The organism is Haemophilus parahaemolyticus (assembly GCF_018373095.1).
Lineage (GTDB): Bacteria > Pseudomonadota > Gammaproteobacteria > Enterobacterales > Pasteurellaceae > Haemophilus_A > Haemophilus_A parahaemolyticus_A.
Genome location: NZ_JAHAHT010000002.1, coordinates 41024 through 61635, shown reverse-complemented (window position 1 = coordinate 61635; position 20612 = coordinate 41024). Strand labels below are relative to the sequence as shown.

At 41.1% G+C, this 20612-nt stretch carries 21 protein-coding genes and 2 pseudogenes; 7 read left to right on the top strand and 16 right to left on the bottom strand.

Annotated features, from left to right (window positions below):
* Positions 1 to 15: 15 nt before the first annotated feature.
* The 7 genes from surE to oxyR all read right to left on the bottom strand — a co-directional run bounded on the left by surE (position 16) and on the right by oxyR (position 6110).
* Entirely contained in the window at positions 16 to 792 is a 777-nt protein-coding gene (gene surE / locus KH943_RS00680; RefSeq protein ID WP_304106361.1) for a 5'/3'-nucleotidase SurE, read from the bottom strand.
* A 7-nt stretch (positions 793 to 799) separates the two neighbouring features.
* Complete coding sequence (gene truD / locus KH943_RS00675; protein WP_304106337.1) at positions 800 to 1813, bottom strand: tRNA pseudouridine(13) synthase TruD; 1014 nt, start codon at positions 1811 to 1813, stop codon at positions 800 to 802.
* 37 nt (positions 1814 to 1850) lie between these two features.
* Positions 1851 to 2618: a class I SAM-dependent methyltransferase gene (locus tag KH943_RS00670; RefSeq protein WP_304106336.1), complete on the bottom strand. Its 768-nt coding sequence runs from the start codon at positions 2616 to 2618 to the stop codon at positions 1851 to 1853.
* Positions 2618 to 3310: a M15 family metallopeptidase gene (locus KH943_RS00665; RefSeq protein ID WP_304106335.1), complete on the bottom strand. Its 693-nt coding sequence runs from the start codon at positions 3308 to 3310 to the stop codon at positions 2618 to 2620. The genes KH943_RS00670 and KH943_RS00665 overlap by 1 nt, the downstream gene beginning before the upstream one ends.
* A gap of 79 nt (positions 3311 to 3389) precedes the next feature.
* The gene (dapE, locus tag KH943_RS00660) at positions 3390 to 4523 is read right to left on the bottom strand and encodes a succinyl-diaminopimelate desuccinylase (RefSeq protein ID WP_304106334.1); all 1134 of its coding nucleotides are present in this window, start codon (positions 4521 to 4523) and stop codon (positions 3390 to 3392) included.
* A 48-nt stretch (positions 4524 to 4571) separates the two neighbouring features.
* A complete protein-coding gene (gene fabR / locus KH943_RS00655) occupies positions 4572 to 5201 on the bottom strand; it encodes an HTH-type transcriptional repressor FabR (RefSeq protein WP_304106332.1) in 630 nt (209 codons plus the stop codon).
* Between the two features lie 18 nt (positions 5202 to 5219).
* Positions 5220 to 6110, bottom strand: coding sequence for a DNA-binding transcriptional regulator OxyR (oxyR, locus tag KH943_RS00650; protein ID WP_304106330.1), 891 nt, complete (start codon positions 6108 to 6110; stop codon positions 5220 to 5222).
* Positions 6111 to 6232: 122 nt separating this feature from the next.
* Here oxyR and KH943_RS00645 point away from each other — a divergent pair, with 122 nt between their 5' ends.
* A complete protein-coding gene (locus KH943_RS00645) occupies positions 6233 to 6970 on the top strand; it encodes a glutathione peroxidase (RefSeq protein ID WP_304106328.1) in 738 nt (245 codons plus the stop codon).
* 72 nt (positions 6971 to 7042) lie between these two features.
* Here KH943_RS00645 and KH943_RS00640 read toward each other — a convergent pair whose 3' ends face one another.
* From KH943_RS00640 to argR, 4 genes are all read right to left on the bottom strand, one after another.
* On the bottom strand, positions 7043 to 8788 hold the full coding sequence (locus KH943_RS00640) for a protein-disulfide reductase DsbD (protein ID WP_304106325.1): 1746 nt from the start codon (positions 8786 to 8788) through the stop codon (positions 7043 to 7045).
* A gap of 1 nt (position 8789) precedes the next feature.
* Complete coding sequence (locus tag KH943_RS00635; protein WP_304106323.1) at positions 8790 to 9746, bottom strand: calcium/sodium antiporter; 957 nt, start codon at positions 9744 to 9746, stop codon at positions 8790 to 8792.
* Between the two features lie 69 nt (positions 9747 to 9815).
* The gene (locus tag KH943_RS00630) at positions 9816 to 10697 is read right to left on the bottom strand and encodes a TIGR01777 family oxidoreductase (protein WP_304106321.1); all 882 of its coding nucleotides are present in this window, start codon (positions 10695 to 10697) and stop codon (positions 9816 to 9818) included.
* The gene (argR, locus tag KH943_RS00625) at positions 10697 to 11149 is read right to left on the bottom strand and encodes a transcriptional regulator ArgR (protein ID WP_304106320.1); all 453 of its coding nucleotides are present in this window, start codon (positions 11147 to 11149) and stop codon (positions 10697 to 10699) included. The genes KH943_RS00630 and argR overlap by 1 nt, the downstream gene beginning before the upstream one ends.
* A 227-nt stretch (positions 11150 to 11376) precedes the next feature.
* Here argR and mdh point away from each other — a divergent pair, with 227 nt between their 5' ends.
* The 5 genes from mdh to artM all read left to right on the top strand — a co-directional run bounded on the left by mdh (position 11377) and on the right by artM (position 15483).
* Positions 11377 to 12333, top strand: coding sequence for a malate dehydrogenase (mdh, locus tag KH943_RS00620; RefSeq protein WP_304106318.1), 957 nt, complete (start codon positions 11377 to 11379; stop codon positions 12331 to 12333).
* Positions 12334 to 12653: 320 nt separating this feature from the next.
* A complete protein-coding gene (gene artP, locus KH943_RS00615) occupies positions 12654 to 13388 on the top strand; it encodes an arginine ABC transporter ATP-binding protein ArtP (RefSeq protein ID WP_304106316.1) in 735 nt (244 codons plus the stop codon).
* A gap of 29 nt (positions 13389 to 13417) precedes the next feature.
* Positions 13418 to 14140: a transporter substrate-binding domain-containing protein gene (locus KH943_RS00610; protein ID WP_304106315.1), complete on the top strand. Its 723-nt coding sequence runs from the start codon at positions 13418 to 13420 to the stop codon at positions 14138 to 14140.
* A gap of 3 nt (positions 14141 to 14143) precedes the next feature.
* The gene (gene artQ / locus KH943_RS00605; protein WP_040218417.1) at positions 14144 to 14815 is read left to right on the top strand and encodes an arginine ABC transporter permease ArtQ; all 672 of its coding nucleotides are present in this window, start codon (positions 14144 to 14146) and stop codon (positions 14813 to 14815) included.
* A complete protein-coding gene (gene artM, locus KH943_RS00600) occupies positions 14815 to 15483 on the top strand; it encodes an arginine ABC transporter permease ArtM (RefSeq protein WP_304106314.1) in 669 nt (222 codons plus the stop codon). Before artQ ends, artM begins: the two co-directional genes overlap by 1 nt.
* 177 nt (positions 15484 to 15660) lie before the next feature.
* On the opposite strand, the pseudogene KH943_RS10195 reads toward artM, so the two are convergent.
* The 5 genes and pseudogenes from KH943_RS10195 to KH943_RS00580 form a co-directional block, all read right to left on the bottom strand.
* A pseudogene (locus KH943_RS10195) lies at positions 15661 to 15814 on the bottom strand (IS3 family transposase); the annotation flags it as partial.
* A pseudogene (locus KH943_RS00595) lies at positions 15810 to 15995 on the bottom strand (helix-turn-helix domain-containing protein); the annotation flags it as partial. The pseudogenes KH943_RS00595 and KH943_RS10195, both read right to left, overlap by 5 nt.
* 115 nt (positions 15996 to 16110) lie before the next feature.
* Positions 16111 to 16611, bottom strand: coding sequence for a PTS glucose transporter subunit IIA (gene crr / locus KH943_RS00590; protein ID WP_304106313.1), 501 nt, complete (start codon positions 16609 to 16611; stop codon positions 16111 to 16113).
* An 80-nt stretch (positions 16612 to 16691) separates the two neighbouring features.
* Positions 16692 to 18413 (bottom strand): phosphoenolpyruvate-protein phosphotransferase PtsI, encoded by a 1722-nt coding sequence (gene ptsI / locus KH943_RS00585; protein ID WP_304106312.1) that lies wholly within the window; start codon positions 18411 to 18413, stop codon positions 16692 to 16694.
* Between the two features lie 75 nt (positions 18414 to 18488).
* A complete protein-coding gene (locus KH943_RS00580; RefSeq protein ID WP_005707572.1) occupies positions 18489 to 18749 on the bottom strand; it encodes an HPr family phosphocarrier protein in 261 nt (86 codons plus the stop codon).
* Between the two features lie 248 nt (positions 18750 to 18997).
* On the opposite strand from KH943_RS00580, the gene thiP reads away from it, so the two are divergent.
* Positions 18998 to 20596 (top strand): thiamine/thiamine pyrophosphate ABC transporter permease ThiP, encoded by a 1599-nt coding sequence (thiP, locus tag KH943_RS00575; protein ID WP_304106310.1) that lies wholly within the window; start codon positions 18998 to 19000, stop codon positions 20594 to 20596.
* The last annotated feature ends 16 nt before the right edge of the window (positions 20597 to 20612 follow it).

Genomic DNA, 20612 nt, shown 5'->3' with positions numbered 1-20612 from the left:
AACTTTATCTTCTCTTTAGAGAATTTGTTGTAAATCAGTGAGTGAATGGTGTGCTGTCATATCCACTTGTAGCGGAGTAATTGATACACAATCTTGGTTGATCGCATAAAAATCTGTGCCTTCGCTCTCATCAATAGCGGTGCCGTTCGCTCCAAGCCAGTAAATTGTGCCACCTCGTGGATCTTCGGTTTTCACAATTTCTGCTGCTTGTGAACGCTTACCTTGGCGAGTAATCATTGTGCCTTTTAGTGCCTCATACGGCAGATCGGGCACGTTGATATTTAAAATTTCACGGTGTGTAATCATCTCTGGTTTGAGTTTGGGCAAAAGCTCTAACACCACGCGAGCAGCGGTTTCAAAGTGGTTCGAACCAAACAGATGCCCATAATGTTTATCATTACCTTTTTTACCCACAAGTGAAACTGCCAAGCAAGGCAGCGGCAGATGACGCCCTTCTAACGCAGCTGCTACTGTGCCCGAATAGATAATATCATCACCCAAATTCGCTCCGTGATTTATACCCGAAATCACCAAATCAAAGTCATTTTCTAGCAAACCATTTAAGGCTAAATGCACGCAATCTGCGGGCGTACCTGAAGTCACTGCATAGTTAAATTCGTCAAATTTTTGCACACGCAACGGCTCTGTCAGTGTTAAACAGTTAGAGGCTGCTGAACGGTTGCGATCTGGGGCAATAATGGTGATACGATGACCCGCTTCACGCAACATTCGTGCGAGGGTTTGAATGCCCTCTGCGTGAAAGCCATCATCGTTGCTCATTAAAATATTCATCATTTTCTTATTCTTCTTCGTTTAATATGATTAATTCACGCACCAATCCCGTTGCGTAACTGCCTGAATTTAAAAAGAATGTTATGCGTAATCCTTCAGGTTCAAACTGCCAATGGAGATCTTGCGGTTTACACAATATCGCACGACGAGCGGCATTCATTCGCTCTTTTTTCATCAAACTGATTAAGTTTTCATGCTGTGCTACGATCGCTTTTTCACGCTCATTACCCTTCTGTTCGAGCGAATTTTCGCCAATCAATGGTGCGGTGAGTAAGACATCATTTTCATCTAAACGTTGTTGTGATTGCACTAAATCTTCTGCTTTCACTTCAAAAAAGCTGTTTGAGCCAGCCAACTGCAGATAATCGCCTAATAACACTGTTTGCATTTGCTGATCGGCAATCCGTTGCGAAACCACTAAATTAAACACTTCCGAACGAGCCGCGGAAAGGTAAAAACTGCGTTTTTTGCGATCTTTTACTGAAATTTCACCGCTTGCCCAGCGTTGTGCTTGGGTTAAATTATGCCCATCACGCCCAAAACGTTGTTCGGTAAAATAATTAGGAAAACCGACCGCTTGCAATTGATTCAAGCGTTGTTTGAGTTCATCGGTTTCTTCTACATCGCGTAGTAAAAGCTCGAAATAGTTGCCTTCCAATGCACCTGTGCGGATTTTACGGTTATGACGAGTCACTTCTAAGATCTCTACGCCTTCACATTCAAAGGCAGAAAAATCGGGCGTTTCTTTACCCGCTAAATGTAAACAGAACCATTGCTCGGTCACTGCGTGGCGATCTTTCAAGCCCGCATAACTCATATTTTTCGCGGAAATGCCTACGAATTTTGCCAACTGCTCGCCTACAAAAAGGGTATTGGCATTGGTTTTACGTACTTTTACTGCAACAAATTCGCCTTCACCTGCAAGTGGGTAGCCCAGTTCTTCTCGCACGATAAAATCTGCAAATTCGGTTTTTAATCTGCCCGCTTGTTGAGGTTTGCCTAATAGATAATTTAGTTTCATAGTTCTCTATACAAATGGTTGGTTATTTTACTCTATTTCATAAGATTTCTTTAACTGTTAAATGGGATAAATACACATCAAAACGGTGATTTTTGGTCGTTTGGCTAAAATCAGGTTTTTGTTCAGCAATAAAGGGGGCGTAATTTGGACGTTTCACTACCACGCGTTTGCGAGCTACTTGTTTTGCTGGTTGGAAAAAATCATCCGAATCTAAATCTGCACCCACTAAATGTTGGAATACGCGCATCTCTTTTTTGACCAACGCACTTTTTTGTTTATGTGGAAACATCGGATCGAAATAGACCACATCAACAGGTGCTTCATTCGCAGTAGCATATTCACTAATGGTATGAAATGGCAATAAAACCATCCTTGATTGCATAAATTCGCCAATTTCAGGATCTTGATAAGCCCGCTTTAAGCCATCTTCCAGTAAGGCGGAAACCACGGGGTTGCGCTCAATCAATTGCACTTTACAGCCAATGGCAGCGAGCACGAATGCATCGCGCCCAAGCCCTGCGGTTGCATCAATTACGGTGGGTAAGTAGCTACCTTTAATGCCGACTGCTTTCGCTACTGCTTCGCCTCGTCCACCGCCAAATTTACGGCGATGTGCCATCGTGCCATCCACAAAATTAACCGCAATTGCACCCAATTTTGGTTCGTCTAATTTGCGTAATTCCAAGCGTTCGGGTGTTTGTACTAGAGCTAAAATAGCATCTGGATTGTGGCGTAGTTGCCATTTTTCACAAATGGCTTGGAAGGCGTTTTCATCGCCATTTTCGTTAATCAATTGAATTGTCATTACAAAATATAATCTTTAAAAAGCGTGTCAAAATGGGCGATAAGTGCTTCTTTACCTGCAACCTCTTCCGTTTCCCAGGCTTGTGTTAGGTGGCTTGTAGCAAATTGTTGTTGATAAAGCTCCGCAATAGGGAAATAACTGATATGCCAAGGCTCAACGCCAATGAGCTTACCTTCGTTGTTTTCAGGCATAAAGGGGAAGTAAAAACCAAACGTTTCAGCATTTGCCAACAACCAGTTGGTTAAACGCTGGAAGTAACCACCTGTCTGGTATTCCCAAGGTTCAAGCATCAATTTTTTGCCTGCAGGCAGTACATCAGGATCGAAGAAATCGATCTCTGTTCCCCAGTGATGGCGACTTGCCCCTGGGACAGCAGACCAGCGTAAAATTGCTTGGCATTTTTGCCAATCACTCAAGCCTTCCAGCTCAATCGCATTGCCTTTATCATTGTGCACTTTACGCTCGCCATTAAATTTGGCGTTCCAAATCAGTTTCTGGCGTTCAAAATCACGAAACGTGCTGGCAGGTTGTAAATTAAAGCCTGCATTTTTGGCAGCTTGCTGTAATGCTAAAAAAGCTTTTACCGCTTCTGGTTGCAAGGCGTGTTTGTCCGATAGTGCATTCGGCAATGCAATTAAATGCTCACGGCTTTTGCCCGTGAGAATATCGGTAAGGTTTGCAAAGTTTGGCATTTTTTTGACCGCTTGTTTAGATAAAATGTAGCAACTATGTTGTTCTTCGAGTAGAGGCGAGTACAACACGTCTCTACAATTATTTAATCAACAATTTTTCCGCAATCTGGTAATAAACTTCACCACATTTGCCTAAATCGTCCACATTTACGCACTCGTTCACTTTATGAATGGTGGCATTGAGAGGGCCGAATTCTACTACTTCGGCACCCATTAGGGCGATAAAACGTCCGTCTGATGTGCCGCCACTGGTGTCTAAACGAGGTGTAATCTTGGTTACATTTTTGACCGCTTGTTGGGCAGCTTGGACTAACTTTCCATTGCCTGCAAGAAACGGTTTTCCTGACAAGTTCCAGCTAATTCGGTGTTTTAAGCTGTGTTTTTGCAGCATTTCGGAAACTTTTGATTTAATAACTTCATCGGTCACTTCGGTGCAATAGCGTAAGTTAAATTGCACATAAAGCTCACCGGGGATCACGTTATTGCTACCTGTGCCTGCTTTAATGTTGGCGATTTGCAAACTGGTTGGAGGGAAGAATTCGTTGCCGTTGTCCCATTGGTACGTGGTGAGTTCTGTCAAAAAACTTAGCGAAGTATGCACAGGGTTTTCGGCAAGATGTGGATAAGCAACGTGTCCTTGCACGCCTTCAATGTAAAGCTCAGCAGTGATTGAACCGCGGCGACCATTTTTAATTACATCTCCTAGCACTTTACCGCTTGAAGGTTCGCCCACTACAGCATAATGGATGGGTTCATTGCGTGCCATTAAGGTTTCAACCACTTTTACTGTGCCATCTTTGGCGGCGGCTTCTTCGTCAGAGGTGATGAGTAAAGCGATTTTGCCAGCGTGGTTTGGGTTATTTTTCACAAAATTTTCTGCGGCAACTACAAGGGCAGCGAGCGAACCTTTCATATCGGCAGCCCCGCGTCCATAAAGAATATTATCCACAATGAGAGCTTCAAATGGGGGGTAAGTCCACGCATTTTCATCACCCACAGGTACTACGTCAGTATGACCTGCAAAGGCTAAACAAGGTGAATCTTTCCCATGCGTTGCCCATAAGTTAAGCGTGTCGCCAAATGGTAGCCATTCGATCTGAAATCCGACCGCTTGCAAGCGTTCTGCGATCACTTGTTGGCAGCCTTCATCTTTGGGGCTGATAGAAGGGCGCTGGATGAGGTTTTGAGTGAGAGAGATGATTTGTTGTTTCATTTTATTTTTAAATCCATTGAATATGACGGCTATCAGATAGTTTAGATTTTAAAGGTAAGATCTCGGTTTTTTGTTATACGCCGATGCACCGTGCATCAGCATTCTAAGTTGGGTCATCACCCGTTTTTTGAGTTCGTCACGTTGTTGGTTGTTCATATCTAAAGCGTGTGAACCTGCAGTAAAAACGAGAGTGACTAAGCCTTCTGCTTGAATATGAGCGATTTCACGCTCTAATTCAGGGCTTTTCATTAAGATGTAGTCAGTGAGTTCTGCTACAAAATGCTGAATTTCACGCGAAGCTGCAGTTCGAAAAGCTTGCGATGTGCCAGAACTTTCACGTAATAATAAACGGAAAACGTTTGGGCGGTCGTTAATCAGTTCAAAGAAAGTTTCCACCGAGAGGGCAACCACGCTGCCGCCTTTCTCAATACGTTTACGAGCTTGACGCATTAATTGGCGGAGCACTAGACCTGATTCATCTACCATTGCCAAGCCTAGTTCGTCCATATCTTTGAAGTGGCGGTAAAATGAGGTTGGGGCAATACCCGCCTCTCGTGCGACTTCCCGCAAACTTAAGTTGCTGAAACTTTTTTCGGCACTCAATTGGTTGAACGCCGCATCTACAAGGGCACGGCGGGTTTTCTCTTTTTGTTGTGCTCGAATGCCTACATGACTCATTTTTTATCTCTGTGTCGATTATTCAACATCTTGTTTTTTCATCACTTCTTCGATACCTTTGGCAAGGCGTTCATAACGGGTGCGAAGTGGTGAACCTGGGCGATAAATTAAGCCAATCGCACGGAACGGTGTTGGATCGCAAAATGAGATATATTTCACACCGCTTGTTTCTTTCGCGGCAAATTTTGGAATCAGCGAAATGCCCACATTAGCTGCCACCATATTGCGGAGTGTTTCCAAGTTGGTCGCTTTAAAATGGGCACTCTCTTTCGCCCCAACCGATAAGCAGTAATCTAGCGTTTGCGTGCGTAGGCAATGTCCATCATCTAAGAAAAGTAGTTCTTTATCTTTTAAAACTGAAATCGGCAGTTGTTTTTCTTTCGCCCATTCGTGCTTATCTGATACCGCAAGCAAAATCTCTTCGTTAAAAAGCGGTACTTCGATAAAAGGCTCACTCTCTTTAACAAAAGCCAAAATGCCGCAATCGAGCTGACCTGCAGAGAGCTGATCCACCATTTGGGATGTTTGTAATTCGTATAAATAAAGCTCAAGCTCAGGGAATGTCTCTTTCATTGCGGGTACGATGATAGGTGACAAGTATGGACCGAGCGTAGGTAAAATGCCTACGTGAAGTGGCCCCGACATCTCTTTGCCCTGATTACTTGCCATCTCTTTTAACACCTTCACTTCACGTAATACAGATTTGGCTTGATCGACTAATGCTAAACCCGCTTGAGTGAAAAGCACTTTGCGGCTGGTACGTTCAAGTAAAATCGTGCCTAATTCGTCTTCTAATTTGCGAATTTGACCGCTTAATGTTGGCTGGCTCACATTGCATGCATCGGCAGCACGGCGGAAATGTTTATATTCTGCTAATGAAATTAAATATTCCAGATCCCTGATGTTCATGATAACCTTTTCCTTACTTATTTATAAATATTACCTATCAATAGAATAAGATGAATTATGGCATATTTATCTATAAAATGCGTGCGATTTTTAATTCTTATTTATTGTTTTGGAGAAAAAATATGTCTTTAAAAGATATGACAGGTCAAAAAGTGCCTTCTGTTACATTCCACACACGTCAAGGCGACACATGGGTTGATGTGACTACAGATGAAATTTTCAACAACAAAAAAGTGGTTGTTTTCTCATTACCAGGTGCATTTACCCCAACTTGTTCATCAACTCATTTACCACGTTACAACGAATTAGCGAAAGAGTTTTATGCATTAGGTGTAGATGAAATCGTTTGTTTATCAGTAAATGATACATTTGTTATGAACGCATGGAAAGCGGATCAAGAGTGCCAAAACGTCACTGTACTTCCAGATGGTAATGGTGATTTCACTCGCGGTATGGGTATGTTAGTAAGCAAAAACGACTTAGGCTTCGGTGACCGTTCATGGCGTTATTCTATGTTCGTGAACAACGGCGTAGTTGAAAAAATGTTCATTGAACCACAAGAACCAGGCGATCCGTTCAAAGTATCTGATGCAGACACAATGATCAAATACTTAAACCCATCTTGGGAAGCAAAACCATCAGTGTCAATCATTACTAAACCTGGTTGCCCATTCTGCTCAAAAGCGAAAGCATTATTAGAAGTGAAAGGCTTACCATATGAAGAAATCGTATTAGGTAAAGATGCTTCAACCACTTCTGTACGTGCAATTACTGGTCGTACTTCTGTTCCACAAGTATTCATCGGTGGTAAACACATTGGTGGTAGCGACGATTTACAAGTATATTTCGATGTAAAATAATTGAAATAACTTTATAGCGAAAGGCTAAATTCTTTGGGAATTTAGCCTTTTTTAATCACTAAAAGCATCTCACTATTTTTTTGTTAGCCAATCCAAAAACTGTTCAGCATCCAAAAATCCTGTGATTCGCATTTGGCTTATCTCTTGCCCTTGTTCATCAAAGAACAAAATTGTTGGTAATCCTAGGATTTGGAAGCGTTGCATAATGGCATCGTTGTCAGATGAGTTTCGAGTCATATCTACTTGTAATAACACCATTTCATCTAATTTTTGTTGCACTTTAGCATCAGAGAAAGTGTATTTTTCGAACTCTTTGCAAGCGACACACCAGTCGGCATAAAGATCAAACATCACTTTTTTACCTTTCGCTTCGGCAAGTTGAGTGTCTAATTCCGCTAATGAACTAATGCGAATAAATTTGGCGTGCGATGAGGTTTCTACTGAATGTGAACTATTGCCCCACACTAAATTTGCCCACGGGTAGGCAGATAAAGCAAACAATGCAAACAAACCAATGCGAATCGCATTTTTCAACACACCTGTAGCAGGAATAACGCTAATCATCCAACCTAAGAATACCAATGCTAAAGTAGACCAAAGTAAGGGTTCAATTTGAGTTGGTAATAAGCGGGCAATCAGGAAAATCGGTAACGCTAACATTACAAAACCGAAAGCCGTTTTTACTTTTAGTAACCAATCGCCTGATTTAGGCAGAATTTTGTTACCAAAGAGAGTGATCAACACAAGTGGAATACCCATTCCAAGTGCGAGCAAATAAAGTGCTAAACCACCCGTGAATAGATCGCCACTTTGAGCCACGTAAAGCAATGCACCCGAAAGTGGGGCAGAGGTGCAAGGTGAGGCAACTAAGCCTGCGATTATCCCCATGATAAACACGCTACCGAATGCACCACCTGATTGTTTTTGGCTGAGTGCATTCAACTTTTGTTGCCACGCATTTGGCAAGCGAATTTCAAACAAGCCAAACATGGAAGCCGCGAGCAAGGTAAATAAAATCGCTAAGCCAATTAACACGGGCGGGCTTTGCAAGGCAATTTGGAATGGCAAGCCAATTGCTGCCACAATCAAACCAAGCGAGGTGTAAGTGAGTGCCATACCTTGCACGTAAGTGAGGCTGAGTAGCAATGCTTTTAGGCTATTTGGACGTTGTTGGTTGCCGATTACAATCGCGGAAAGCAGTGGCAACATTGGCAACACACACGGGGTAAATGCCAAACCTACCCCCAACACGAAAAACCAGAAAATCGACAAGCGATTTTGTGAAAGCTGGCTTGCAAGTTGGTCTTGTTGGCTGATGCCTGCCATATTAGAAGCGGTTGAATTTTCGCTAGAATTTGCAACAGCTGAATTTGCAATATTTTGAGCAGAATCGACCGCTTGTGCTTCCACATTTTGCAGAGGCACGCTCACCGTTTCAGGCGGATAACAGAAGCCTTTGGTGCAACCTTGATAGCGAATTTCTACCGAACCATTTTGAGACGATTTTAGCGGAATTTGTAAGCTCAGTTCGTTGCGGAAAATTTCCACATCACCAAAAAATTCATCTTGATGGCGTTCCGCTGGCGGAAATTGCCACTCACCCAATTCGGCTTGTATTGGGGTAATTTGCACCTCTTTTTGGTAGAGGTAGTAGCCATCTGCGATTTGCCAATTTAGTGCCAATTGGTTGCCCGATTGCTTGGCGTCAAATTGGAACGCTTGTTGGCTTGCGAGGAAAGTCGGTTTTTTATCAAATAAGCCCGCCTGACCATTAAGCGAGAGGCAGAGACTTACGAGAAGTATCAGAATACGTAACATTTTAAACCACACTTTTAAGTAAATAGAGAGTATAGCCTACAAAACAGAGTATCAAAAGAAATCCCTCAAAGCGGGTAATTTTACCTTGTTTTTTGCGACTGAATGGATAGCAGCAGAGAGCGAGTAGCACGGTGAGTGCAGACATCACTAGCATATCGCGGCTGAAAATATCAGGCTCAACGTGCATTGGGCTAATTACTCCCGCAATGCCAACTACCATCAAGGTATTAAAGAGGTTTGAACCGACAATATTGCCGAGGGCTAAATCAGATTCGCCTTTGCGTGCTGCGATAATGGAAGATGCGAGCTCAGGTAAAGAGGTGCCCACCGCCACAATGGTTAAGCCGATAACTAAATCGCTTACACCTAGCTCTTTGGCAAGTGACACTGCACCGACTACCATCAATTTTGAGCTTGCCACTAACAGCAATAAGCCGACTACAAGCCAGAACACCGATTTTTTAAGCGAAACGGGGGCTTGATTTTCTTCTTCCTCAACCGCATCGGGCGATTTTCTCGCCTCCCAAATTCGCCAGCCCATATAAATGGCAAAAATGACCAATAAAATGACCGCTTCTGTTTGAGTAACTGTCGCATCAGTTAAAAAATAGGCAGAAAGTGCGGTGATTGCCAGCAATGCAGGAAGCTCTTTTTTGAGCACATCTTTTGCTACCAAAATTGGTGAGATCACAGCGGTCCCCCCTAAAATCAGGGCAATATTGGAGATGTTCGAGCCATAAGCGTTGCCCAACGCTAAGCCAGATGCCCCGTCTAATGCAGAAGAGGCTGAGACAAGCATTTCAGGCGTGGATGTGCCAAAGCCTACGATCACAATGCCGATAAGTAGAGGCGAAAGCCCCAAGTAGCGTGCAGTAGCTGATGCACCATCCACAAATTTATCGGCACTCCAAACGAGGAGGATTAAGCCGATGACGAGGTAGAGGATATCAAGTAGCATAAATATTCCTAGGTGTTGTTACTTAATTTTTTCGTTAATAGATACTGCCGAAAAAATTAGCTAATAAATTTACGAAAATTTTATGTTTAAAAAATTCAAATCAGGGTACCTAAACCCAAACCCATCCGCCAACAAATGCGTTGGTACAAGCGGTTGATTATCCAACAAAATTGCCGAACGTTCGCCAAGTAGCCATTTCAATACAAAAGCAGGCATGTGGCAGAATGCAGGTTTACTACACCGCTTTGCCAACCAGCAGTTGAATTCTGCATTGGTCACAGGATAAGGTGAAACGAAATTATACACTCCAACGCAGTTCGGATTTTCCAATAAGAAACATAGGGCACGCAAATAGTCCTCTAATGCAATCCATGCCCAATGCTGTTTGCCATTACCTAGTTTCCCTCCAAGCCCTAAGCGATAAAGTGGGAGCATCCTTTTTAATGCCCCTCCTCGTTCGGAAAACACAATCCCCGTGCGGATAAGGCAAAGCCTTGTGATGGCTTCTGTTTTTAACGCCTCTACCTCCCACTGTTTGCATAATTCTGCAGTAAATCCACCGCTTGAAGGCGTTTTTTCATGACCAGATTGGTCTGTCGGCAAATCACCGTAAAAGCCAGTGGCAGAACTCGAAATAAACACAGCAGGCGGTTGTGTGCTTTTAGCAAAGAGAGCGGCAAGCTGATTGGTTAGTTTCACACGACTGTCGAGCAATTTTTGCTTTTGCTTTTCTGTCCAACGTTTATCAAAAATTGGTTCGCCCGCGAGGTTAATCACGGCATCAAATTCATTTAAATCGCTGGAGTTTGCAAGGGTTTGCACAAATTTGACCGCTTGCTGAGGCTGTCTTGTTTTACGAGATAAGAGCGTGAGCTGATGCCCTTTTTCAAGCAAAATGGGCACTAAATGCGAACCAATAAACCCTGTGCCACCTGTAAGTAAAATGTTCATTAAAATGAGCTTTCAAATAGAGTGCGGACGGTTTGCATTAAATCATCCATCTCTATTCCCCGAGTTGGCGTAATGAAAATAGTGTCATCGCCTGCGATAGTACCTAAAATGCCTTCGCTTTTGCCGATGGAGTCAAGCAAGCGTGCAATCAACTGTGCCGCACCAGGGCTGGTTTTCACTACAATTAGTAGATCGTTGTGATCGATGTCCACCACCAAGTTTTTCAACGGGCTGGAAGTGGCTGGTACACTCAATTCATTCGGCAATTGATAAACCATTTCCATTTTAGTATTGCGGGTGCGAATAGCACCGAATTTAGAGAGCATTCGAGAGACTTTAGATTGATTAATGTTTTCAAAGCCTTGCTCCTGTAAAGCCGTCACAATTTCGCTTTGTGAACCAAACTTTTCTTCTTTTAATAGAGCCTTGAATGCTTCAGAAAGTTTATCCATGAGTTTCCTTTTCAGTTAAAAATTCAATTTCTATGCAGAATTCTTGCGTATCTATGCATAAAAAGCAATTTGTTCTGTTAATTTTCTTAATGAATTAAATGATTATTTGGTAAAAACTTGATTCAGATTATATTTTCAACAGAACACACTCCCCTTTTTAGGTAAAAATCTGTTAAAATTTCTCCAATTTTGAGATTAAATTCTTTCATTTTAATAGGAGTTTTTTTATGAAATTAACCCTTTTAGGTGCTGCTGGTGGTATCGGTCAAACTTTGGCATTATTGTTAAAATTACGTTTACCAATAGGCACAGAATTAGCCCTTTATGATATTTCGCCTGTTACGCCAGGTGTTGCGGTAGATATTAGCCATATTGCAACTTCTGTAAAAGCAATAGGTTATGCAGGCGAAGAGAACTTAGCTGCTGCGTTAAAAGATGCACATATGGTGTTAATTACCGCAGGTGTGGCACGTAAACCTGGCATGACCCGTGCAGATTTATTTAACATCAACGGTAACATCATCAAAAACTTGGTTGAAAAAGTAGCAGAAGTGTGCCCTGATGCGTGCGTGGGTATTGTAAGTAACCCTGTAAATACATTGGTGCCATTAGCGGCAGAAGTATTACGCAAAAAAGGCGTATACGACAAACGTAAATTATTCGGTGTTTCCACTTTAGACGTGGTACGTGCGAAAAGCTTTGTATCTGAATTAAAAGAAAAACACGCTGAAACCGTGAAAGTGCCTGTCATCGGTGGGCACTCTGGCCCAACCATTCTGCCATTACTTTCTCAAGCGTTATCTGAAGGTCGTAAAATTGATTTCACACAAGAAGAGATCGAATCATTAACCCACCGCATCCAAAATGCAGGAACGGAAGTAGTTGAAGCCAAAGCAGGGGGCGGATCAGCAACCCTTTCAATGGCAGAAGCGGGTGCACGTTTTGCCGTAGCGGTATTCAAAGCATTATTAGGTGAAGACTGCGTGCGTTATGCGTATGTAGAAAGCAAAAAAGACAGTGGTTACCCAGAATTCTTCGCTCACCCTGTGCGTTTCGGTTTAACAGGCGTGGAGGAAATTCTGCCAATTGGTCAATTAAGTGAATATGAGCAAGAAAAATTAAAAGCACTTGAAGAAGTATTAGAAGCAGATATTAAGTTAGGCAAAGACTTTGTAAATGCTTAATTTTTTCTTTATTTTTCAGAGGGTTGATTTTATCAGCCCTTTTTTTCTAAATTGAGCGAAAATACATAAGGAGTCTACTATGAATAAAACATATTTAATTGGCTTAGTTATTTTATCTACCACCATCGCGAGTTGTGGAAATCGCCCAAGCCCTGAAGTAAAAAGTTGTGTAATCTATCCTTAGCCGAGGATTCATTATCCTCGGCTTTTACATTTATATTCTTCCTCCTCAAAAATTTCCTCAAAAACTGCTTGCATAATTATGCAAAAATTCATAATATTCATTCAATTCATTTAGTTTACTTAACAGGATTTAACGAATGGCAATTCGTCTTCATCACATCAATTTTTTCTATGGCAACAACCAAGCACTTTTTGACATCAATCTTGATGTTGAAAAAGGCGATGTGGTGGTGTTGCTTGGCCCGTCTGGGGCAGGGAAAAGCACGCTTATTCGCACACTGAATTTATTGGAAGTACCGCAAGAAGGTACGCTGGAAGTGGCGAAACATAGCTTTAATTTATCCGCCAAAATGGATGCAAAACAGATAGCGCTACTTCGTCGTGAAGTGGGAATGGTGTTCCAGCAATATCATTTATGGAACCATTTGACCGTGCTACAAAACTTAATTGAAGCACCGATGAAAGTATTGGGAATATCGAAAGAAGAAGTGATTACACAGGCAAAAGCCCATTTAGAACGTTTACGTTTAGGCGAATTTGCTGATCGTTTTCCGCTTCAACTTTCAGGTGGTCAGCAACAACGTGTGGCGATTGCTCGTGCTTTGATGATGCAACCACAAGTGTTGTTATTTGATGAACCAACCGCAGCACTTGACCCAGAAATCACTGCACAAGTGGTTGATATTATTAAAGAATTGAAAAATACAGGTATCACGCAGGTAATCGTAACGCACGAGGTGGGCGTAGCTCGCAAAGTGGCAACCAAAGTAGTGTATATGGAGAAAGGGCATATTATTGAGCAAGGCGATTCAAGTTGTTTTGAACAGCCAAAAACCGCAGAGTTTGCTCAATATCTTTCTCATTCTGAATAATTAAACACATATTTAATAAGGACTTTCTTATGAAAAAATTACTTATCGCATCCGCTATTGCATTCGCAACTTTCTCAGCACAAGCAAAAGATTTAACTTTCGCAATGGAACCAAGCTACCCACCGTTTGAAACAACCAACGAAAAAGGTGAAATCATCGGTTTTGACGTCGATATTGCCAATGCAATTTGTAAAGAAATCCAAGCAAACTGCTCATTCAAAAGTCTCTCTTTTGATGGCTTAGTGCAAGCGGTAAAACAAAAACGTATCGATGGTGCTATTTCCGCAATGGATATTACTGAAGCACGTAGCAAACAAGTGCTTTTCTCTGATGCCTATTATGATAGTTCAGCAAGTTTCATTGCCCTAAAAGGTAAAGCAGACTTAAACACCGCGAAAAATGTAGGCGTACAAAATGGGACAACTTTCCAACAATATGTTGTAGCCGAAGCAAAACAATACGCTCCTAAAGCGTATAACTCAATTCAAGATTCAATCTTAGACTTAAAAAATGGGCGTATTGATTTAATCTTTGGTGATACTGCCGTATTAGCCGATATGCTTTCAAAAGAAACAGATTTAACCTTTGTGGGCGAAAAAGTGACTAACCAAAAATACTTTGGTAATGGTTTGGGGATTGCGATCAACAAAGGCAACAAAGATCTTGTGGATGAGTTAAACAAAGGTTTAGCAACCATTAAAGCGAACGGCGAATACCAAAAAATCTACGATAAATGGATGACAAACAAGTAAGCTATGTTTACCGAATATCTTCCTTTAATTTACAGTGCAACGCTCATGACGCTTGGGCTTGCACTGGCGTCGCTTGTCGTCGGCTTATTACTTTCCATTCTTTTTGTAAGTTTGGAGATGAATAAGACCGCTTGCATCAGCAAACCAACCACGGTTTTTCTCACTTTAATGCGTGGTTTACCTGAAATTTTGGTCGTGTTGTTAATCTATTTCGGTTCAACCGAGCTGATCGAAAAAATCACAGGTGAATACATCGAATTTAGTGCCTTTAACAGCGGTGTGCTAGCGTTAAGCTTAATTTTTGCTGCTTATGCTTCACAATCACTTCGTGGGGCAATTCAAGCGATTCCGAACGGACAGTGGGAAAGTGGTGCGGTGTTAGGTTTAAGTCGCCGTTACACTTTCTTGCACATCATTATGCCTCAAGTATGGCGACACGCTTTGCCTGGTTTAAGTAACCAATGGCTCGTATTGTTAAAAGATACCGCATTAGTTTCGCTTATCGGCGTTGATGACTTAATGCGTCAAGCAGACTTAATCAACACCAACGAACACCAACCCTTTACGTGGTATGGCTTTGCGGCATTGATTTATCTTGCGATTACTTTAATTAGTCAAGTGATTATTCGCCGTCTTGAACTGCGTTTCACCCGTTTTGAGCGAGGAGGCAAATAATGTGGGATTATTTCTTAGTTATCGCACAAGGTATTCCAACTAGCCTGAGCTTAATGCTGGTTTCGCTCATCATTGCCTTTGTATTGGCAATTATATTTACTTTCTTGCTTTCAATGGAAAGTAAAATCTTGAAAGGGTTGGTGAACGGCTATTTAATGTTATTCACTGGCACGCCATTATTGGTGCAATTTTTCCTGATTTATAGTGGACCGGGTCAATTTGAATGGCTCACACAAAGCCCACTTTGGGCATTATTTTCTGATGCGTGGTTTTGTGCAGTATTGGCTTTAGCCCTTAATAGTGCGGCATACTCAACGCAACTTTTCCACGGAGCAGTAAAAGCGATTCCGAAAGGGCAATGGGAAACTTGTGCAGCATTAGGTTTAAGCCGTTTAGATACGCTCAAAATTTTGATTCCGTATGCGTTAAAACGAGCGTTACCTTCTTATAGCAACGAAATCATTTTGGTTTTCAAAGGCACATCACTTGCCTCAACCATCACGATTTTAGATATTATGGGCTACGCTAAACAGCTTTACGGCACGGAATATGATGCAATTACCATTTATGGTATCGCAGGGGCAATTTATCTTGTTATTACTGGCATTATGACTGTACTATTGCGTAAGTTAGAACATAAAGTGCTGGTATTTGAACGGAAAGAATAGAGAAAAAGAAACCCGACTAATTACATAGTAGGTTTTTCATACAAGCCAGATCGCTATGCCATAAAAATTGTTGCTAATATTTTAAAAATAAATGTCAGCAACAATTTTGTCTATTATAACTACAAATGAATACAAAAAAGCCCTCTATATGATCTGTACCTAAAAAGTTAGACTTATTTAGTTCAAGGACTGAGCTCTGTCATTCACAGGGCTCACTCTTTTTAGCTCCCTAAATGCGTTTATGATTGTAATAATGAATGTACTCGTGGATCGTTTTTTCCAGCTCTTCGAACGTCTTAAATCATTTGCTGTAATAATATTCTGTTTTTAACCGCTTGTATCACGTTAAGTTTAAATTTAGGTGAGTAATTTCGCTTCTTAACCAGCACAGCTAACCCATTGATTTCACTATGATTAAATTGGTTAATCTAATGTCGCAATGTTCTGCTGGTAAGTTGAAAATGTTTACGGATAAGTGCACAATTTTTACCATTTTGAAGGTAACATTCGATGACTTATTGTTTGAAAAGAGTGTTGTATTTGGTCATAAAAAATCTGCACCTTAGTCAGTTGGTTGTTTAGTCCAACTTTTGGGGAGCAGATCATACAAGCGGGCATTTTTAATGATTATTTTGTTAAGGTTAAAACCACTGTTTCACCTGCAACCACTGAACCTGAACGTTTTTCAAGGTTAGCAATTTCATCCATATTAGAAATCACAACTGGAGTTAATACAGATTTTGCTTTTGCTTCTAAAGTCACTAAGTCAAATTTGATGATTGGTTCACCTACTTTAACGTTTTGACCTTCTTCAGCAATACGTGTGAAGCCTTCACCTTTTAATTCCACGGTATCGATACCGAAGTGAACGAATAACTCAACACCATCTTCAGATTCAATTGAGAACGCATGGTTAGTTTCGAAAATCTTACCGATAGTACCATTTACTGGTGCAACGATAGTGTCGCCCGTAGGACGGATTGCTACACCATCACCTACGATTTTCTCAGAGAAAACTACATCTGGTACATCTTCAATGTTTACGATTTCACCAGAAAGTGGGGCGATGATTTGAATTTCTTTTGCTTCTTTTTGTTTAGAACCAAATAATTTACTTAAAAAACTCATAGGGAGATCTCCGTTATATAAAACAAAATTCTCATATATTTTATACGAGAATTTCGTTTTTGTATGCTTTTTAATTAAAACTAGCTTAATTTAGCGTAGAAATCGTTTACTAAACGTTCGATGTCTGCAGCAGTTGATTGAGCTAATGCTTCGTCTGCTAATGCTTTTGCATCAGTGTAGTTGATTGAACGAGCTAATTTCTTCACATGTGGTACAGAAATACCACTCATACTGAACTCATCTAAGCCCATACCAAGTAATAATGCAGTTGCACGTACATCACCTGCTAACTCACCACACATACCTGTCCATTTGCCTTCAGCATGTGAAGCATCAATTACTTGTTTAATTAAGTTTAACACAGATGGTGTTAATGGGTTGTATAAGTGAGCGATAATTTCGTTACCACGATCTACCGCAAGCGTATATTGGGTTAAGTCGTTAGTACCAATACTAAAGAAATCAACTTCTTTCGCAAGATGACGTGCATTTACCGCTGCTGATGGCGTTTCTACCATCACACCTAATTGTAAGTTTTCATCAAATGCTTTGCCTTCTGAACGAAGCTGCTCTTTTAAGCTTGCTACGATAGATTTTAATTCGCGGATCTCTTCCACAGAGATAATCATCGGGAACATTACCGCTAATTTACCAAACGCTGAAGCACGTAATACCGCACGTAATTGAGTATCTAAAATCTCACGACGTGTTAAACCGATACGAACTGCACGCCAGCCTAAGAATGGATTCATCTCTTTTGGTAAATCTAAGTATGGTAACTCTTTGTCACCTCCGATATCCATGGTACGAAGGACAACTTGTTTACCACCCATTGCTTCCACGATCTCTTTATAAGCTTGGAACTGCTCTTCTTCGCCTGGTAATTCGCTACGATCCATAAAGAGAAATTCGGTACGATATAAGCCTACAGATTCACCACCGTTGCGTAATACACCATCCACATCACGGATTGTACCAATGTTACCTGCTACTTCAATGCGATGACCGTCTAAGGTTTCAGCTGGTAAATCTTTTAATTTTGCTAATTCTGCTTTTTCTGCGGCAATACGAGCTTGTGTTGTTTTGAACTCGTTGATTTGTGCTTCAGATGGGTTGATATGGATTTGGTTATTTTCCGCATCTAAAATCAATAAATCGCCTGTGTTTACGCGAGCTGTGATGTCATTTGTTCCAACAATGGCAGGCAATTCTAATGAACGTGCCATAATTGAGGTGTGAGAGGTTCGACCACCAATATCGGTCACGAAACCTAATACTTTTTCAAGGTTTAATTGAGCCGTTTCAGATGGCGTTAAATCGTAAGCAACAAGAATCGCCTCTTCTTGGATATCGCCTAAATCTACGATATGCATACCTAAAATATTACGTAATAAACGGTTACCGATATCACGCATATCACCTGCACGCTCTTTTAAATACTCATCATCGATTTCTGAAAGTACAGCAACTTGCTGATCGATTACTTTGCTTGCTGCAACATCCGCTGTTGATAAATTATCGTTAATATATCCTACGATCTCTTCTTCTAGCTCCTCATCTTCTAAAAGCATTAAATGCCCTTCAAAGATCGCAGCTTTCTCTTCACCTAATGTGCGTAAGGCTTTCTCATGAATAGCGGTCAATTGTGCTGCGGCTTTTGCACGCCCATCAAAGAATTTCGCTACTTCAGTATCAACCTGATCTGCGGTGATCTTGTGAGTGTTAAGAACAATCGGCTCTTCTTTTAAAACTAATGCCTTACCAAAAACAATACCAGGAGAGGCTGAAATACCTGAAATCATAATGTTATCCTTTTAAAAAGTAGTGTAAAAACAATGGCAAGCCGAAACTTGCCATAGGAACAATAAAGGGAGTGATTATTCTAAAGTAGGGATTAAATCGACTAAGAAATCCACCGCTTTTTGCTCATCTTCACCTTCTGCGGTAATCGTAATATTAGTGCCTTGCGTTAAACCTAAAGTTTGAAGTTTGAATAAGCTTTTTGCACTTGCAGATTTACCGCTTGAAGTTACGGTAATGTCTGAAACGAAACCTTTTGCTGCTTTCACAAATTCAGCCGCTGGGCGAGTGTGTAAACCACTTGGAGCTGTAATAACAACGTCTTTAGAATACGCCATAATATTTTCCTCTCTGCGTAAAGAATGTAAGTTTTTTAACTGCCTGCACTTTACTATAAAATGAATATAAATTCACGATAAAAAATAAAAAAACGTGATAGAGTTCACATTTTTCCGCGAAATTTGTATAGTGATTCAGCTAATTTAACGATTTTTTGACATTTATATTACAAAATAAAGCTAATTTTCAGCCAACAAGCGGTTGAAAAGTGATAGAATTTTGCAGTTTATTTAAAAAGTGTATTTCAATGTTCAATAACCTTACCAAAATCACCGCTTGGCTACTTTACGCAACCATTGTATCGCTTTACGCCTTTAGTTTATGGGCATTGATGGATAACCGCCAAGAAGAAACGCTCTTTTCGCTGATAGAAGCCTTGCCTATCCTCAAATATAGCCTTCTGCAAGCGGTGCTTTCTGCCAGTATTTCTACCATTCTCGGCATATTGCTCGCCAAAGCCTTTTTCTACCTCGAATTTAAAGGCAAAACTTGGCTTTATAAAAGCATTCTTTTTGTTTGGTCGCTTCCTTCACTTGTGATTATTTTTGCCGTGATTGGTATTTGGGGCAATTCAGGTTGGATTGCACAAGTAATGAAGTGGATTGGTATTGATTGGCACTCCAATATTTACGGCTTACAAGGTATTCTTATTGCACACGGATTACTCAACATTCCGCTTGTAACGAAATATTGTGTGGAGGCACTTGCCCTCATTCCGTCTAGCCAATACCAACTTTCAGCACAACTTAACCTTTCGGGTTGGAATTATTTCCGTATTGTTGAATTTCCTATGTTTAAACGCATTCTGCCCTATGTGTTTCTAACGATTTTTATGATCTGCTTTACTAGTTTCCCTATCGTCTTAATGCTTGGCGGGGGGCCTAAATATAGCACGTTAGAAGTAGCGATTTATCAAGCGGTGAGTTTTGAGTTTGATTTTGCTAAAGCCGTGATGCTGATAATGGTGCAATTAGCATTCGGCATTGTGTTGCAAGCTTTGCTATTCTTCTTCTCACAACGTGCTTTAAAGCAAAGCAACCAAACCACCAACGTTGAACTTTGGAAGCCACGTTTAGCGGGTAGCCGCAAACTGGGTTTGCAAAGCATTTTGATTTTGCAAACGTTATTGATTTTATTACCGCTTGTTAGTGTACTCTGGGCAGGGATTTCCGTTTCTCACTTTTGGCAACGCCTTGTTAATCTAGAGCTTTGGGAAGCTACGCTTTTCTCGGTGCTGATTAGCTTAATTGCCTCAATCACCACAGTTGGCGTGACTTACCTGATTGCACTTGAAACCCGTCAATTACTTTACCGTAAACACCATTTTCTACACGCAATTTTAGGTAGCGTCGCTACTTACCCGCTGATTTTACCCGTATTTTTACTGGCAGTCGGGCTCTTTTTATTGCTGATGAATATCTCACTTTCTACTACTCAACTGCTAGTTTTGGTTGGCGTAATGAATGGCATTATCTTAATTCCTTACGTCTACCCGATGCTCTTTTCTTCTATGTGGGAAACGTTCAATGCCCAAGATAAACTTGCTCGAAGTCTTGGTTTATCGGGCTTCAACCGCTGGTGGATTGCGGAAAAACATTACCTAGTCCGACCGCTTGCCAATGCCTTTATCTTATCAATGTCTGCGAGCCTAGGCAGTTTTGCGGTGATTGCGTTTTTTGGCACGCCTGATTTTAGTACGTTGCCTTATTTGCTTTACCAACAACTCGGCAGCTACCGTACCGAAGATGCTTCAGTTACCGCATTGATGTTGATGCTATTTGCTTTGTTGCCGTTTTTACTAGAGAGTAAAACAAAATGTCATAGTAGACAAACCAAATGTCAGTAACCATTTTGTCATATGC